Origin of the sequence: Algibacter sp. (assembly GCF_029245835.1) — a bacterium.
In the GTDB taxonomy this organism is placed as follows: Bacteria; Bacteroidota; Bacteroidia; order Flavobacteriales; family Flavobacteriaceae; genus Algibacter_B.
The window spans coordinates 62,388-80,270 of sequence record NZ_JAQWOO010000070.1 but is presented as its reverse complement, the minus strand read 5'-3'; the positions used below and the strand labels follow the sequence as shown (position 1 = coordinate 80,270).

Below are 17,883 nucleotides of genomic sequence, written 5' to 3'. Positions count from 1 at the left end.
CTTAAAATAATATGTCAAAATGGAAATTAGAATAGTTACTAAGAATGAAGAATTTTTGAGACTGAAAGGTGAATGGAATCGAATTAATAGTTCGAAAGTTCCTTTTTTAAAGTTTGATTGGCAATATAATTGGTGGTTAGCTTATAATGACCAGCATCCTGGAGATAACTTATATATTATTGTAATTGAATACCTAGGACAAGTTAAGGCAATTATCCCTGGATATTTAAAATCAAAAAAAATCTTAGGCAAAAAAATAATTACTTGGCAGTTTTTGAGTAGTTTGTTAGAAAGTAAAGATTTGGATGCTATAACAAATGAAAACAATCCAGAGGATTTTATCTTAGCTATTACCGAAATTTTTAACGACAAAAGCGTTCATATTTGGAATTTTAATTTTTTATTACCTACAAGTTTTTTGAATGGTGTCCTAAAGAGGATAGAAGGTATAATGAAGGATGAAATAGAGGTGGAGTATTTAATAGTAAAAAACCAGAAAAATTTTGAAGAATATATTAAATTATTGAAGCCTCGTATGCGAACGAAAGTTAGAAAAATGACAAAAGAGGCATCAAAACTTCATTTAAAATTAAGATTAGTTGATGATCAGGACTCGTTAGATAATTTTATAAAACTTCATCAAAACCGTTGGGAAGCTGAAGGACATATGGGAGCGTTTGGAGGATATAAAAAATACCGGATTAGTTTTTTTAGGAAAAAAATATCATGGTTAGTTGAGGGTGGAATAATGAGGCTTTATGCCTTAATATCAGAGAAAGGAGAAGTCTTGGGTTACCAGCATTTTTTTGTTGGAGAGAATAAAGTTTATTTATTTCAAGAGGCCTATGTATACCAAAATGATATTATCAAAACACCTGGTAATCTTTTGCGCGTTTTGGTACTGCAGGAGATTATGAGTGAGGGAAGATTTGATTATGATTTCATGGATGGAAGCAGTTTCCATAAAAGCTCATGGGGACCTGAAAGTATGGTGCAGTATACTATTAAGATTTATAAAAATAAAATGATTCAATCATTTGTTAAGTCAGAATTATTAAAGGGAAAAATCAATGGTTTAAAACTTAAATTGAAAAAACTGACTTCATAATAACAGTAGACAATGAGGAAGGAAACCAAAACAATAGAGATGACTATTTATATACAATATAATTTTAATAGTATTAAAAATTAGTTTTTTTTTGGAGTTGATAATGTGGCTGTAAATTATGTTTGAAAAATTATTATGATTGTCGAGATATTAAATTTTTAAATGAACAGTCCTTTAATGAAATGATGCTAGGAACATAGTAAATATGAATGCAATTAATTAATTGTTGGATTCAACAAATAAATAAAAAATAATTACTTTTTAGAACTTCAGTTGGGTTATCATAAAAATAAAATTACTTTTGATAACTAATTAAAAATCTATTGTCATTGATGGATAACTTAATTGCCAACTAGAATTTTTAGTTGAGTTTAAAAAGTATTAAAAGCTGTTTTTTATAAAAAAAATATAAAATTTGAATAGTAACAAATTACGAATTGGCCTACTTATTAACAGTTTTTCAGTACCAGCTTGGGCTTATAAAATGATTGAAATCATCAATCTTTCTGATCATTCTGAAATTGTGTTAACGGTGAGAAAAGAGTCTGTTGAGACTTTGAAAAAGCCATTGCTTAAGTCTGTGTGGGATCAAAGAAAAAACTTAATCTACACTTTTTATCAAAAGTTTGAAGACAGGTGTCATTCTGTTAAATTTGATGCTTTTGAATCCAAAGATATTAGTCATTTATTGAAATGTAAGGATATCGTGGTGAAACCTAAAGAAACAAAATTTAGCCATAGATTTTTAGATGATGACATTGAAAAAATTAAGTCTGAAAATATTGATGTTTTAATTAGAATAGGCTTTAAAATTTTAAGAGGAGACATTCTAAAATGCTCAAAGTATGGTGTTTGGTCTTTTCATCATGGGGATAATAGTGTAAATAGAGGAGGACCTGCCGGAGTTTGGGAGGTATTTGAGAAATGGGATGAAACAGGCGTGTTGCTTCAAATTTTAACGGAAGACTTAGATAACGGTGTAAAGTTAGCTGAGGGTTTTTCTAAAACAGACCAATCAAGTATTACAAGAAATAAAAACAACTATTATTGGAAGGCATTAGCACTTATACCAAGAAAACTAAGTGAGCTACATACATTAGGAGAGGAGAAGTTCATTGAAAACGTTAATAAAATCAATTCAACTCCATATTTTTATTATAACAAGTTATTTACATATCCAAGTAATAAAGAGGCTTTAAAAGGAGTATGGAATATATTTTATGGTAACCTCAGTAAAAAGATTACAAATTATTTCTTTTTCGAACAATGGATTTTGATGTTTAAGTTAGAAAAAACAGAAAAGTATTCAAAGTCTTTTTTTAGGTTTAAAAAAATATTGCCACCAAAAGATAGGTTTTGGGCAGATCCTTTTATTATAGAGAGAAATGACAAGTTTTTTATTTATTTTGAAGAGTTATTGTATTCTGAAAACAAAGGAAAAATAGCACTGATTGAGATGGATAAAGAAGGTAATTATGATAAACCAAAACCTGTTCTTGAAAGAGATTACCATCTATCATATCCATTTATTTTTGAAGAGGATAATGAATTATTTATGATTCCTGAAACAGCTCAAAATAGAACTATAGAACTATATAAGTGTACTGAGTTTCCAGATAAATGGGAATTAGTTAAAACTTTAATGGATAACATTTATGCTGTAGATACTACAATATTTAAAAAAGATAATAAATATTGGTTGTTTTGCAATATTAAAGAGAATAAAGGAGCGTCTTCATTTGATGAATTATTTTTATTCTATTCTGATAATTTAATCACTAATGACTGGATACCACATCCTTTTAACCCTATTGTATCCGATGTTAAATCATCTAGACCTGCCGGTAACATTTTTATAGAAAATGATAGAATTTTTAGACCTTCACAGAATTGTTCAAAGCGTTATGGTTATGGTATGAAAATTAAAGAAATCATAACTATTGACGAGGAAAATTACAAAGAAATAAAAGTACAATCTATTTATCCTAATTGGAATAAAAAACTATTAGCGATGCATACTTTAAATAATTCAGGAAGATTAACTGTTATTGATGCCTCGGTTAAAAGAAGAAAATAAAGCATTAAGGATAAAAAATGAGGGTTTTTAGAACCTCATTTCTTTGCTTAAAACATTTGATTTTAGTTAAAACCAAATTCAGAATACCATTTACTTAAAACGTAAACTTTCCAAATATTAGCTGAATGATTGTGTGTTTCTTCCATATGTTCTTTTAGTAGTTTTTTAAACTTTATAACATTCAAATTTGGTACTTTATGTAAAAAATCATCATTTAGAGCTGAAAGAACTTCATCTTTAATTTCATTTCTCATCCATAGGCTAATTGGAGCTCCAAAGCCTTTTTTGGGCTGGTTAAAAACTTCTTCGGGAATATATTCTTTTAGTATATCTCTTAAAATCTTTTTTTGTCTGCCTTTTTCATATCTGTAAGATATAGGTAAAGATCTTGCATATTCAATAACCCTATAGTCCAAGAAAGGACTTCTTACCTCTACCGAATATGCCATACTTGCACGATCTACTTTCACATTACTATCATTTTCTAACCAGAGTTTAATGTTTAAATCGGCAGCCTTTTGTAAAAAAATATTCGACCATTTTTTATAACCTTGATAATGCTTCATATAGCCTTGCTTCTTTTCCTTTAAAAGAAAGCCTTTTCTTGAAAATATATTCTCAATAAAATCATTTCTTGTTTTTGTATTTAAGGCATTTCTAACCCTATGTGAGTTTAAACCAAATAATTTTAATAATTTAGGGTTTGAAAGATTTTTTCTTATAATAAAAGGAATGTCGATGATAAATTTATTTTTTATTAAAGAATCAAAATAGGGATAACCTATAAAGCTCTCATCACCGCCATCGCCCGATAGCGCAACTGTAACATATTGTTTTGTAACAGAATTAAGTAATAACGAAGGTAATGCTGAAGTATCAGCAAAAGGCTCATCGTAAACCTCTACAAGTTTAGGTATTAACTTTAAAATGTCTTCTGAACTACAAATAGTCGTTTTATGGTTAGAACCTATTATTTCGGCAAATTGCTCTGCTATTTTGCTTTCATCATATATGGGGTTTTCAAAGCCAATTGAAAATGTATTTATTTGACTATCAGAAACTTTGGCAGCAATGCTTGAAACCAAAGAAGAATCTATACCTCCAGACAGAAAAGAACCTATAGGGACATCAGATTGTAATCTGATTTTTACAGCATCTTTTAATAATTCATGGAGTTCAGATTTGGCATCTTCATAAGAAATATCTCTAATTTTTACATCTTTTAAGTTCCAATATTCTTTAATTTCTAATTTTTTAGAATTTAAATCTATAATTAAAGAATTACCTGGAGGCAACTTAAAAACATCTTCTACTATAGTATAGGGACTCGGTATAAACATGCAATCTAAAAACATCGATATTGCTTCTTCGTTAATTTTTTTATTTTTGAGTAAAGGTCTTATTTGACTACAGATCTCAAATTGTCCATCTTTCCAATAATAATAAAATGGTTTTACTCCTAATCTGTCTCTTGCCGAAAATATGATATTACTTTCTGTATCATAAATGCTAAAAGCAAACATGCCGTTTATTTTTTGTAGTATACCTGCTCCCCATTCTTTATAACCTATTAGAAGAACTTCAGTGTCACTTTCAGTCTTGAAATTATACCCTTTTGTTAGTAGTTCTTTCTTAATATATTTATAATTGTAAATCTCACCATTAAACACTATATGAAGATTTGCGTGAATCATAGGTTGATGAGATCGGGCATCTAAATCCAAAATTGATAATCTAAGATGACCAAGTGTGAGGTTGTTTATTTTTTCAACACCCGTATAGTCAGGTCCTCTAAAAGATATAGATTCTAATTTTGCTTTTACAAGATCTTCTTGGTAAGGAATGTTAGTTAAATATATACCGCACATACTTTTTTTTGTAAAGCACGTATAATTTTTTTTTAAAAACAATTTTAAAAACAGAAAATCTATAAAAAGATTAAAAGTTATGTTATGATGCAGAAGTTGGATTAGTCTAAAGGTATTCTTTTAGTTCCACATCAATTTTTGTTCATTTAAGTTCGTTAACCTTAGCAAGTAATTCAAGGTTTTTGCTCCATTTTATGGGATGAATTAATAAATACTTAGTACTCTATAATTATAGCATAAGATATCGACAACCTACTATTTTTTCTGTTTTAAAATAAGCAATATGTAGTTAACCGATTTTAATTACTCTTTTAGCGAAATAACCCTTTTCTATCTTTGTTGCATTAAAACAATTACTAAATTTACACTGTTAAACAGAATTGAATTGATTAATAGCATTATTGATTTAATTGTATTAAATAAGTAAATAAAAATATTTTCAAGAACTCTCGAATATAAATCATTACTCAAAGTAAGGTTATAAAATATTTTTAGAACGTTTAGTATAAATTAATTTAAGTTATTAAAGAAAAATTAATTTTGTTTCATATGCAAGAGGGAATATCCAAAAAGTTATTTTTTTAACAAATAGTATAGTTGTTTTAACTATGGGTGTTAACTTATGCAATATATTTAATAAAGTAAGCTGTTAATTGAATGTTGACTAAAACTAAAATATATCTTTCATCTCCGCACATGGGAGGTTCAGAACAAAAATTTGTTGATGAAGCTTTTGCAACAAATTGGATAGCTCCACTGGGTCCTAATGTAGATGGTTTTGAGAATGATTTAAAAAACTATTTAGGTGGTGATAAATGTGTTGCAGTACTAAGTTCTGGAACGGCAGCCATTCATTTGGGCCTTCAATTGCTGGATGTTTCTGAAGGAGACGAGGTTTTATGTCAAAGTTTTACTTTTTCCGCTTCTGCTAATCCAATTATTTATCAAGACGCAACACCTGTTTTTATTGATAGTGAATTGGATACATGGAACATGTCGCCAGAATTACTAGAAATTGCAATTAAGGATAGAATTGAAAAATATAAAAAACCTAAAGCTATAATTGCTGTTCATTTATATGGCATGCCATATAAAGCGAATGAAATTAATGCTATTGCTAAAAAGTATGATATTCCTGTTGTTGAAGATAGTGCCGAAGCTTTAGGAAGTAAATATTTTAACCGTGAATGTGGAAGTCTTTCAGATATAGGAATTCTATCATTTAATGGAAATAAAATAATAACCACTTCTGGTGGTGGAGCTCTAATTGTTGGAACAAAAGAATTAAAAGATAAAGCTGTGTTTTTATCAACACAGGCTAGAGATAATGCCCCGCATTATGAGCATTCTTCTATTGGATTTAATTATAGAATGAGTAACGTTTTAGCCGGAATTGGAAGAGGGCAGATGGAAGTTATTGATGATAGGGTGGAAGCTAGAAGAAAGAATTTTGAATTCTATAAAAAACATTTATCTCAATTTAATGAAATCACTTTTTTAGAAGAACCAAAGAATTTTTTCTCAAACAGATGGATTACTTGCATTGAAACAGAATCATTTGAACTTAGAGAAAAGTTAAGATTAGAATTATTAAAAGACGATATTGAATCAAGACCACTTTGGAAGCCCATGCACATGCAGCCTATTTTTAAAAATTATTTGCATTTTACAAATGGAACTTCGGAGAGGCTTTTTGATAAAGGGCTCTGTTTACCTAGTGGATCTAACTTAAGTCAAGATGACTTACAGCGCATTCTTAATATTATTATTAATACCCTCAAATTATGATAAATAATTACTTTGCTTATTATTCACAGAAATACGCTTCTAAATGGCTAGTTTTTAGTATAGATTTGGCTTTAATCTTGGCTACATTCTTTTTAGCCTATTTTATAAGATTTAACTTTACACTTAATTTTGATTTGAATCAATTTTACTTTGAACTACCTTTAATTTTGGTTGTAGCAGCTTTAAGTTTCTTAGTTGTAGGTTCTTTTAAAAGTGTTATCAGGCACACTGGCTTTACTGATGTTGTTAACGTTTTTAAATCTATAGTATTAATGGCTTTGATATGTATTGTTCTAGTATTAATAAATAGATTTGCCAACATTATTCCTAAGTTTACAATCCCGCTTTCTATAATAGTTATGCACGCTTTGCTAAGTTTTGTAACGCTTAGTGCAAGTAGATTGCTTTTTAAAATGACATATAAATATTTGAAATCTAAATTATTACTAACAAGAAGAGTTCTTATTTATGGTACTGGTGATTCTGCTATCGTAACTTATAATGCCTTATTGAATAATGCAAAAACTAGTTTTAACATTATTGCTTTTGTTGATGATAATGCTAGAAAGAATGGTAAAGTTATAAACGGGGTTCCTATTGTTTCATTTTCGAGTTTAGATGAAAATTATGTTGAATCAAATGATATTGATGAAATCATAGTTGCCGACCAAAATGTCGATACAAATAAGTTATTAAAACTTATTGATAACTTATCTGATTCAGAGGTAAAAATAACTAAAGTACCACCAATTGAACAATGGATTAATGGTGAGTTAAGTACGAAACAGATAAAGCAAGTACAAATTGAAGATTTATTAGGGCGCCCACCAATTGAAATAGATAATCCTAATTTATTGAATAAATTTAGAGGTGAAACAGTTCTGGTAACTGGGGCTGCTGGATCGATTGGTAGTGAGTTAGTAAATCAACTTTCTAATTTTGATGTTAAGCATTTAATTTTGGTTGATCAAGCTGAATCTGCTCTTTATGATGTGCAACAGGATTTAAAACGAGACGGGAAACATAATTATACTGCTATTGTTGCGGATATAAGAGATGGTCTCAGAATTGATACTATTTTTCAAACATACAAGCCAACAATGGTATTTCACGCCGCAGCATATAAGCATGTGCCCTTAATGGAGAAGGCTCCTTATGAAGCTATAAAAATAAATGTAAATGGAACAAAATTATTGGCAGATACTGCATCGCGCTACAATGTTAAAAAATTTGTTTTCGTTTCCACAGATAAAGCTGTAAACCCAACTAGCGTAATGGGAGCCACAAAACGAATGGCTGAAATGTACATTAGTTGCCTTCAAAAAGAAAGTAAAACTAAATTTATTACTACACGTTTCGGTAATGTTTTGGGCTCTAATGGTTCAGTAATACCTTTATTTAAAAAACAAATCGAGTCTGGGAACGCTTTGACTTTAACCCACAAAGATATTACAAGATATTTTATGACTATACCTGAGGCTTCTCAATTGGTTCTTGAAGCAGGAACGATGGGTAAAGGAGGTGAGATATTTATTTTTGATATGGGAGAGTCAGTTAAGATATATGATTTGGCTAAGAATATGATTAAACTTTCTGGTTTAAGATACCCTGAAGACATTGATATTAAAATAACGGGCCTAAGACCTGGTGAGAAATTATATGAAGAGTTATTGGCCAATGGAGAAAATACACTTTCAACATACCATAAAAAAATATTAATTAGTAAAACAAGAGAATTGGATTATACCAGAATAAAGACTGAGATTGAAGAACTTTGTATAACTAATCGTTTTCAAAATAATAACATCGTTATGAAAATGAAGAGTTTAATACCTGAATATAAATCTAATAACTCAGAATACGAGAAGTTCGATACGAGAGTTAAGATCTACAAAAAAGCTAAAGGTATTATAGAAAATAATTCGAATGAATCTAAAGTTTTCAAGTCAGTTCAATAGAATTTATTTAAAATCTCGTAATTTAACCCCAAATCCTATATAGAATGTTTTCAAATTGTATTAATAAGGAGTTTGCTATAACTTGTATTATTATTTTACTATCATTATCATCTTGTGTTTCAAAAAAGGAAGTTGTCTATTTTCAAAATGCAAAAGATTTTGAAACAATTGTAGATACTGATACGTTTACCCCTAAATTTAAGGTAAATGATATTGTTAGTGTTTATGTCTCCACATTTGATTTAGAAGCTGTTAAGCCATTTAATTTATTTGTTGATGGTGGTAATTCAAATCAACCTCAATTAATCGACTATCTGGTTGATATTGAGGGTAATATAGATTATCCAGTTTTAGGAAAAGTAAAATTAATGGGGCTAACAGTTCAAGAGGCTCAAGACTTATTTAAAGAAAAACTTTCTTTATATCTAAAAGATCCAATAATTAATATTAGAATTTTAAATTTCAGAGTATCTATACTTGGGCAGGTTCGATCTCCAGGTAGATATGACGTTTCTGGAGAAAGAATTACTATACTGGAGGCTATTGCATTAGCTGGTGATTTAAATATAAAAGGGCATAGAGAAAATATTTTAGTTATAAGAGATTTTAATGGCACTAAAACTTATACAAGGGTTGATTTAACTAATAAAGAATTGTTTAACTCTCCAGTATATTATTTAACTCAGAATGATATTGTATATGTAGAACCAAATAATTCAGCTATTAGTAGTGCGTCTGGTGATACTAGAATTGGAACAATAATAAGTATATCTTCTTTTTTAATTACAACAGCATTAATATTTGTAACAAGAAACTAATTTTTGTTTTTTAATAATAACTTAAGATTAAAATAAATTGATGGACAAAAATATTGATATAAAAAAAATTCTTACAACTTATCTAAAACAATGGAAATGGTTTGCTTTGAGTTGTATTCTTTGTATTGTGTATGCTTACGTTAGTTTAAGATATACTGCACCACAATACAATGCTTATGCAAAAATAATGCTAGTTGATGATAATAGAGTATCTAATCCAGCAGAAGAAGTTCTTAAGGACTTAGGCCAAATATCTAGCACTGAAAAAAAGAACGTTGAAGATGAAATTGAAGTCCTGACATCAAGAAGATTAATGTATGGTGTGGTTAAAGGACTAAATTTAAATAAGCAGTTTTTTGCTAAAGGCAGATTTTATAATACTGAATTTTACCCTCTTCAAAAGGCCCCTATAAAGATCAATTTTATTGCGACTGACAGTCTTATTGATAAGTCAAGATATAATTTCAGTATTCATATTCTATCTGAAAGATCTTACAATTTTATTTCTGACTCTGGACAAGAAACAGAAGTCTCAGAGCAACACGATTTTGGTAAAAATGTTTCTACTCCTATAGGAGATATTGTTGTAACTCCGAACATCCAGAAATTGAGTAATTTAATCGATAAAATTATCGATGTTAAAATTACTCCAGTAGAAAAGGTGGCTGAATACTATAAAAAATCAATCGACATTGCACCAAGTGCTGAATTTTCAAAAGTATTAAATATATCTTTAGACGATGAAGTAATTGAAAAGGCAAAAAATGTTATTAATAAATTGATTGATGAATATAATAGAGTTTCGATTGAAGAAAAAAGTGCAAAATCCAATAATACAGCAGATTTTATTAATAAGAGAATTGATTTAATTGCTTCGGATTTATCTGAAGTTGATGATGATATTGAACAATTTAAAACTGGAAATAAATTAACTAATATTACCTCTGAAGCTGAACTTTATTTGAAATCTAATGCACAAACAGAGCAAGAAATAGCTAAAAGTCGTACTGAGTTTAATATGATAAATTATATGAAGAATCAAATTACTGATGATTCTTTTGCTCAAATACCTTCAAATGTTGGATTAACTGATGGCACAATAAATACATTAGCAAAAAGGTATAATGAATTATTAAATGATCGAAGCCGACTATTAAAAAGTTCAAATGAAAAAAACCCAATAATAGTTAATTTAGATCAGCAAATTAGTAGCTTAAAAAATAGTTTAAAACAGAGTCTGGATAATTCTGGTAATTCAGTTGGTTTACGAATTAGAAGTCTTGAAAATCAATCAACTAAACTTAATTCTAAAATTTATGCAGTTCCAGGACAAGTTAGAAAATCTAGAGATATTGAACGCGAACAAGGTATAAAAGAATCATTGTATTTATTTTTATTACAAAAACGAGAAGAGGCTACCATTTCTCTAATATCTACCTCACCTAATGCTAAGATAGTAGATTCTGCGTTTAGTTCAAAGCGAGGTCCTGTTTCTCCAAACAAGCCAATTATATACCTTGCATGGATGATTATAGGTTTATGTGTTCCCTTTGCTTTTTTCTATATTAAAGATTTGCTAGACACAAAAATACATAATAAAGAAGATTTAGAAAAAGTAATAAAAGACATTACTGTTTTAGGAGAAATACCCAGAATCTCTGGAAATGGCAAAAGCTTAATTGAACGAAATGATCGATCTATTTTATCAGAATCTTTTAGAATTATAAGAACAAATTTTGATTATATAAGGCGGAGTACTAATGATAAGAACTTTAATAACGTTGTATTTGTTACGTCTACAATAAATGGAGAAGGGAAATCTTTTATTAGTTTGAATATGGCTCTTACAATTGCGAATACGGGAAAAAAGGTTTTAGTAATAGGCGCTGATATTAGAAACCCACAAATTTATTCAGCATTTAAGAATAAGAAAGATAAGAATACTGATAGAACAAAATTAGGATTAACTGATTATATAGTTGATAAGTCTATTGAAATATCTGATACAGTTAATAAGTACATGATAAATGATATAGGTATTGATATTTTACTAGCAGGTAAAGTTCCACCCAATCCTGCTGAATTACTTATGAGCGAAAGAGTTAAAGACTTATTTGATAATGTTTCAGAAAACTATGATTACGTTATTGTAGATACCGCGCCTTCAATGTTAGTTACAGATACGTTATTAATTAGTCAGTATGCTGGACATACTATATATGTAACAAGGGCAGATCATACCGAAAAGAAAATATTGAACTTTGCTCAGGAATTGCATACAGAAAAGAAACTCAATAATATGATGTTTGTAGTTAACGATGTAAAGCAATCAAATTTTGGATATGGTGCAAAATATGGTTATTATGGGATCCCAGAAAAAAAAGGTATTTTCAGCAGGTTCAAAAAGGCTTAATATATCACACTTATAAAACGAAAAAACATCTTTTTTTAAATAAGATGTTTTTTTTTGAGTAAATATATTCGATTTACTTAGCATAATATTCAAAAGCATCAATAATCACTTTATTATCAACTAAACAATCTATCTTGCATTTACCAATAGATTCTAAAAGCACAAAATTAATATCACCATGATTATTTTTCTTATCATATTTCAATAACTCAATAATAGCGGGATAATCAGTTTTTTTAATTTCGACTTTATCATAATAGCTAAGAAACAGTTTTTTAATACTCTCAGTGGTTTCTTCTGGAAATTCGACTAATTTTGATGAAATATAACTTGCTAAAATCATTCCTATTACAATAGCTTCGCCATGTAATAATGTGGTTTTTTTAGGATGACTTAAAAAGTAGGATTCTATTGCATGCCCAAGAGTATGTCCAAAATTTAAAGTCTTACGTAATCCATTTTCAAAAGGATCTTCTTCGACTACATTTTTTTTTATTATAACAGATTCATGTATGAGTTCATCTAAATCGTTTAGATTCAGTTTTGATAAATCTTCAAATTTATTCCAATAGCCTTCTCCTGTTATTAATCCATGCTTTAGCATTTCGGCAAGTCCAGAACGCATTTGGTCTTTTGGCAAAGTATCCAAATATTGGGTGTCTATAAGCACTAAATCTGGATTACTTATAACACCTATTTGATTTTTTAAATGCCCTAAATCAACACCAGTTTTACCTCCAACTGAAGCATCTACCATTGATAATAGTGTAGTAGGGATATTTACATAAGATATTCCGCGCTTAAAAGTACAAGCCACAAACCCACCTAAATCTGTAATAACACCACCCCCAATGTTAATCATTAAACTTTTTCTGTCTGCATCTAGTTCCGAAAGTGTATTCCAAACTCCTAAGCAGGTATCAATATTTTTGTTTATTTCACCGGATTCAATTTCAATAACTTCTATTACTTTATCTGTTTTTAATTTTTCTAAAAATTTAGTTAAGCAATATTGATGCGTGTTTTCATCTACTAAAATAAAAATTTTAGAAAAATTATTTTTTTCAATATGCTGATTTATATGAGTATAGCAATTATTGTTAAAATGAATTACACTATTGTTAGCTTTAATAGAATCCATGAAAAAGACTTTGTTTTTAAGGCAGTGAAAATAAGGAGATTTTATATAAAATTATAACTTAGCTATAATTATATTTATATAAATTTTGATAAAATGAATACAGATTTAATTTTTGATAACACAGAAATTGCTTTTTCTTTAAAAACTGACTCTGAATTAGAACGTGCTTATTTCTTATTTAAAATGATTTCTATTGAACCGTTAGTTCGCATTGGCACTGCTGCTACTAACTTTGCTATTAAAGCACATTTACCCATTGAAGGATTAATACGTTCGACAGTTTTTGATCATTTTTGTGGTGGTGTTAATGAAGAAGATTGTTTATCTGTTATTGATAACATGTACCAAAAGGGGGTGAGTTCTGTTTTAGATTATTCTGTTGAAGGAAAAGAAAGTGAAAAAGAGTTTGATTTAGCAAAAGATAAAGTTTTAAATATTATAAATTTTGCAAAAGAAATTGATGCTATTCCGATTGCAGTATTTAAACCTACAGGTTTTGGTCGTTTTAAAATATATGAAAAAATAACTAGAGGAGATAATTTAACTGAAGCAGAAAAACTTGAATGGGATAGAGTTATTGATAGATTTAACGTCGTGTGTGAGAAAGCAAAAGATAATGATGTTGCAGTATTGATTGATGGAGAAGAAAGTTGGATGCAAGGTGCTGCTGATGCTTTGGTTACTCAAATGATGCAAAAGTATAATACTGAAAAACCTATTGTTTACAATACTTTGCAAATGTATAGACATGATAGATTATTGTTTTTAAAAGAAGAACATAAAAAAGCTAAAACAGGTAAATATTTTCTTGGTTTTAAACTTGTTAGAGGCGCTTATATGGAAAAAGAAAATGATAGAGCAGAAGAGAAAAGATATAAATCTCCAATTTGTACTAGTAAAGCCTTAACGGATGAAAATTTTAATAAAGGATTGCGCTATATGATTAATAATTTAGATTGTATGTCATTATTTGCAGGAACTCATAACGAAGATAGTTCTTATCTATTAATGAAATTGATGTCTGAAACCGGTTTACTTAATAATGACCCGAGAGTTTGGTTTGGGCAATTATATGGTATGAGTGACCATATCAGTTTTAATTTGGCTAATAAAGGTTATAATGTAGCAAAGTATGTTCCTTTTGGCCCTGTGAGAGATGTTATGCCTTATTTGATAAGACGAGCTGAGGAAAACACTTCGGTTGCTGGACAAACGGGAAGAGAGTTAGCGCTATTAGCTAAAGAAAAAAAGCGTAGAAAAACACTTTAAAGCTTAAATATACTTAAGTAAAATATTTTTGATTTCTAAAGTTGACATTTGAGGTTTGATGTTTATTAATTCAGTAAAATCAATATTTTCTGCCTTAGAAAGGTTATTTTTTTTCACTGCAAAAATATCCAAATCATCTGTTGGAATTAAACTCTCATCTTCAGAAATAATGTCTTCATGTATCTTTTCACCTAAGCGTAAACCAATAATTTTTAGTTCTGGGGTTTTTTCAAGATTATCATAAAAGCAAAGTAATCTTTCAATAATATTTGTTATTCTTATTGATTCGCCCATATTAAATGTGAATAAATTATGGTTATTAGTTTGAATAGAAGCAAGTTTCAAAATCAGGTTACAGGCTTTATATTTACTAATAAAATATCTGGTAATAGTAGTGTCAGTAATTGTTATTGGGTGTCCACATTCTATTTGCTTTTTAAATAGAGGTACCACAGAACCGTTGGAACCAAATATGTTTCCAAACCTTGCAATAATATATTTAGTACTGCTTATTGTGTTTAATTGATTTAAATAATGCTCTCCAATTTTTTTAGATATCCCCATAATCCCGATAGGATTTACTGCTTTATCAGTGGAAATAAAAATGAATTTTTTAACCTGATGTTTATTTGATAAATCCGCTAGTAATTTAGTGCCAAGGATATTAAGCTTATTAGCTTCGTAAGGATTGCTTTCCATTAAAGGAACGTGTTTGTATGCTGCTGTATGAAAAACAATAGAAGGTTTTTGAGATTCGAATAGGTCTTTTAATGACGCTTCATCAGTAATATTAAGTATCAGAAAATCTATATTGCTAATAGCTTCAAATTCTAACTCTTTGAGGAGTTCATATAGCGGAGATTCTGCGATGTCAACTAAAATAAGTTTTTTATAATTGCAGTGAATCAATTGTTTGGTAAGTCCACTTCCAATAGACCCAGCAGCTCCTGTTATTAAAATGGTTTCGTCAGAAAAATCGAAAGAAATTTTATCTATTTGATTTTTTGTTTTTGAAGGGAAAAGACCAGAATCATATAATAATTCATCAATATGATTTGCAGTTTCTTTATTCATGGGGCTATTAATATTCGTTAAAGCGATGTATTTTTTAGGTGAAATACATTTGCAAATTAGGAATAATTATGATTTACTACAAATAAGATAGAAGTAGAAATTTATTTATTTATCACTTTTATAATTGTGAGTGCAATAAGTTTCAGGTCGAAAAAGAAATTGCGTCTGTTTATGTAGTCCTTATTATATTTTAATTTGTCTGGAATAATCGTTTTTATAAAAAACTCTTCGGGGTTTTCAGCGGCTTTTAAAAGCTCAACTTCATTTCTATATTTTAAAGAAGCTAAGCCTGTTATGCCTGGCCGAATCTGAAATATTATTAAATCAGCTTCATTATAAAAATTAACATAATAACGGAGTTCTGGTCTAGGGCCAACAAAACTCATATCTCCTTTAATAATATTGATTAGTTGGGGAAATTCATCAATTTTATAACGTCTTAAAAAATATCCAATTTTGGTTATTCTTGCATCATTATTTCCAAGAGTAAGCAGTCCTTTTTTATCAGAGAGCATGCTCATGGTTCTAAACTTATAAATATTAAAGTCCTTATTGTTTTTACCAACTCGACCTTGAATAAAAAACACAGGGCCTTTTGAATCTAATTTTATAAGAATAGAAATTATTATTAGAATAGGGAATAGTAATATTAGTCCTAGTAATGAAAAAACAATGTCAAATAGTCGTTTTGACATGCTATTTGTGAAGTTTTAAGTTTAAAATTGTTGCGATGCTATCACAATTTTCAACAATTAAAGTGGCTTCTTTTTTTTCATCGTTATATTTACCTTCCACAACATAAACAGCACAAGGTTCTAGTCTTGGATTACTTTTAGAAAAATTAATATCCCCTTTTTTTAGAATATATTTTATATCTGAAGCATCAATAATTTTATTGTTAAAAAGCTGAGAAATATTTTCACTATAATTAATGGTCTTTGTGTTTATATTTTTTAAAACTCTGGCGTCTGGACCGTAACTGCAAGATGTTTTTTTACCATTTAAAAAGAAAGCTAGAATAACTAATCCTATAGAAAAGCCTCCAAGATAATATCCAATACGCTGAATAAGTGTCATTTAAAACATTTAGGGTTAAAATAGTAAGTGTTCAATTAAAATATGAGCAAATTAACATCACTATATTTTAAATCGAACCATTCACCAACAGGTTTGCTTGTTAAAATACCGTGGTAAAAGTACAACCCATTTTTCAAACCTTTATCAAATCTTAAAGAATTTTCTATCCCACCATCTTCAGCAATCTTAAGTAAATAAGGCGTAAAAATATTACTAATTGAAACTGTAGCAGTACGGGGGTATCTTGCAGGGATATTAGGCACACAATAATGAACAACGTTGTGTTTTATATATGTTGGTTGTTTGTGTGAGGTAACATCACTTGTTTCAAAGCAACCACCCATATCAATACTAACATCAATAATAATAGCGCCTTTTTTCATAGACTGAACCATACCTTCCGATACTACAATTGGCGACCTGTTTGTACCTCTAACAGCTCCAATAACAACATCGCAGCGTTTTAATGCTTTAAGTAAATTTTTAGGCTGAATGGTAGATGTAAAAAGTGGCTGTCCTAATTGTGATTGAATCCGTCTTAATTTCGTTATAGAATTATCAAATATTTTAACACCAGCCCCAAGACCTAAAGCGCTTCTTGCTGCAAATTCTCCAACAGTACCAGCCCCTAAAATAACAACTTCTATTGGCGGTACACCACTTATATTACCAAACATTAAACCATTTCCGGTTTTTGTATCAGACAGCAATTCTGAAGCAATTAGTACGGATGCGGTTCCAGCAATTTCACTTAACGACCTTACTGCGGGGTAACTACCATCTGTATCTCTAATAAATTCAAAAGCTAAAGCCGTAATTCTTTTTGATGCTAGCGCCTCAAAGTATTTTTTTGTTTGCGTTTTAAGTTGCAAAGCAGAAATTAAAATGGTTTGCGGATTTATAAGCTTTATTTGGTCTAAAGTAGGGGGTTCTACTTTTAGAATCATAGGGCAGGAAAACACTTTTGCAGTATCTTTTGTGATTTCAGCACCAGCTTCACTATAATCTTTATCGCTAAAGTTTGCACCTTTACCAGCACCAGATTCCATTAAAACTCTATGACCGTTATTAACCAATGCATAAACAGCATCTGGAGTTAAACAAACACGCTTTTCTTGAAAAGCTGTTTCTTTAGGAATACCAATAAATAACTCGCCTTTTTTCTTAAATATTTCAAGCGTTTCTTCTTGAGGTAAAAGTTGTTGCTTAGTAAAAGGCGAAAGTGGTTGTTTCGACATGGTTTAGAATGGATTATTAAAATTCAAATTACAAATTATTTCTTAATTGCAGAT

General features: G+C 29.3%; 13 protein-coding genes. 7 read left to right on the top strand and 6 right to left on the bottom strand.

Features of this window, described 5'->3' with window-relative positions; genetic code table 11:
- The first annotated feature begins 19 nt into the window (after positions 1–19).
- Positions 20–1,108, top strand: coding sequence for a GNAT family N-acetyltransferase (locus tag P8K68_RS11530; RefSeq protein WP_300251036.1), 1,089 nt, complete (start codon positions 20–22; stop codon positions 1,106–1,108).
- Between the two features lie 415 nt (positions 1,109–1,523).
- On the top strand, positions 1,524–3,185 hold the full coding sequence (locus P8K68_RS11525) for a hypothetical protein (RefSeq protein WP_300251034.1): 1,662 nt from the start codon (positions 1,524–1,526) through the stop codon (positions 3,183–3,185).
- Positions 3,186–3,247: 62 nt separating this feature from the next.
- Here the strand turns inward: P8K68_RS11525 and asnB are convergent, their stop codons facing one another.
- Positions 3,248–5,053 (bottom strand): asparagine synthase (glutamine-hydrolyzing), encoded by a 1,806-nt coding sequence (gene asnB, locus P8K68_RS11520; protein WP_300251032.1) that lies wholly within the window; start codon positions 5,051–5,053, stop codon positions 3,248–3,250.
- A 657-nt stretch (positions 5,054–5,710) separates the two neighbouring features.
- On the opposite strand from asnB, the gene P8K68_RS11515 reads away from it, so the two are divergent.
- From P8K68_RS11515 to P8K68_RS11500, 4 genes are read left to right on the top strand one after another with little or no spacing between them, the layout of a single operon-like run.
- Complete coding sequence (locus P8K68_RS11515; RefSeq protein WP_300251029.1) at positions 5,711–6,841, top strand: DegT/DnrJ/EryC1/StrS family aminotransferase; 1,131 nt, start codon at positions 5,711–5,713, stop codon at positions 6,839–6,841.
- On the top strand, positions 6,838–8,799 hold the full coding sequence (locus P8K68_RS11510; RefSeq protein ID WP_300251027.1) for a nucleoside-diphosphate sugar epimerase/dehydratase: 1,962 nt from the start codon (positions 6,838–6,840) through the stop codon (positions 8,797–8,799). The genes P8K68_RS11515 and P8K68_RS11510 overlap by 4 nt, the downstream gene beginning before the upstream one ends.
- 44 nt (positions 8,800–8,843) lie before the next feature.
- On the top strand, positions 8,844–9,617 hold the full coding sequence (locus tag P8K68_RS11505) for a polysaccharide biosynthesis/export family protein (protein ID WP_300251025.1): 774 nt from the start codon (positions 8,844–8,846) through the stop codon (positions 9,615–9,617).
- A 40-nt stretch (positions 9,618–9,657) separates the two neighbouring features.
- Positions 9,658–12,030, top strand: coding sequence for a tyrosine-protein kinase (locus P8K68_RS11500; protein WP_300251022.1), 2,373 nt, complete (start codon positions 9,658–9,660; stop codon positions 12,028–12,030).
- Positions 12,031–12,103: 73 nt separating this feature from the next.
- Here the strand turns inward: P8K68_RS11500 and aroB are convergent, their stop codons facing one another.
- Positions 12,104–13,171, bottom strand: a complete 1,068-nt coding sequence (gene aroB, locus P8K68_RS11495; RefSeq protein ID WP_300251019.1) for a 3-dehydroquinate synthase — start codon at positions 13,169–13,171, stop codon at positions 12,104–12,106.
- A 93-nt stretch (positions 13,172–13,264) separates the two neighbouring features.
- Between aroB and P8K68_RS11490 the strand changes: the two genes are divergently transcribed.
- Complete coding sequence (locus P8K68_RS11490) at positions 13,265–14,440, top strand: proline dehydrogenase family protein (RefSeq protein ID WP_300251017.1); 1,176 nt, start codon at positions 13,265–13,267, stop codon at positions 14,438–14,440.
- A 3-nt stretch (positions 14,441–14,443) separates the two neighbouring features.
- On the opposite strand, the gene P8K68_RS11485 is transcribed toward P8K68_RS11490, so the two are convergent.
- The 4 genes from P8K68_RS11485 to P8K68_RS11470 form a co-directional block, all read right to left on the bottom strand.
- Complete coding sequence (locus tag P8K68_RS11485) at positions 14,444–15,514, bottom strand: SDR family NAD(P)-dependent oxidoreductase (protein ID WP_300251016.1); 1,071 nt, start codon at positions 15,512–15,514, stop codon at positions 14,444–14,446.
- 101 nt (positions 15,515–15,615) lie between these two features.
- Positions 15,616–16,209, bottom strand: coding sequence for a sugar transferase (locus P8K68_RS11480; RefSeq protein WP_300251013.1), 594 nt, complete (start codon positions 16,207–16,209; stop codon positions 15,616–15,618).
- 1 nt (position 16,210) lies between these two features.
- Positions 16,211–16,591 (bottom strand): hypothetical protein, encoded by a 381-nt coding sequence (locus P8K68_RS11475; protein ID WP_300251010.1) that lies wholly within the window; start codon positions 16,589–16,591, stop codon positions 16,211–16,213.
- A gap of 35 nt (positions 16,592–16,626) precedes the next feature.
- A complete protein-coding gene (locus P8K68_RS11470; RefSeq protein ID WP_300251008.1) occupies positions 16,627–17,829 on the bottom strand; it encodes an alanine dehydrogenase in 1,203 nt (400 codons plus the stop codon).
- Positions 17,830–17,883: the final 54 nt, after the last annotated feature.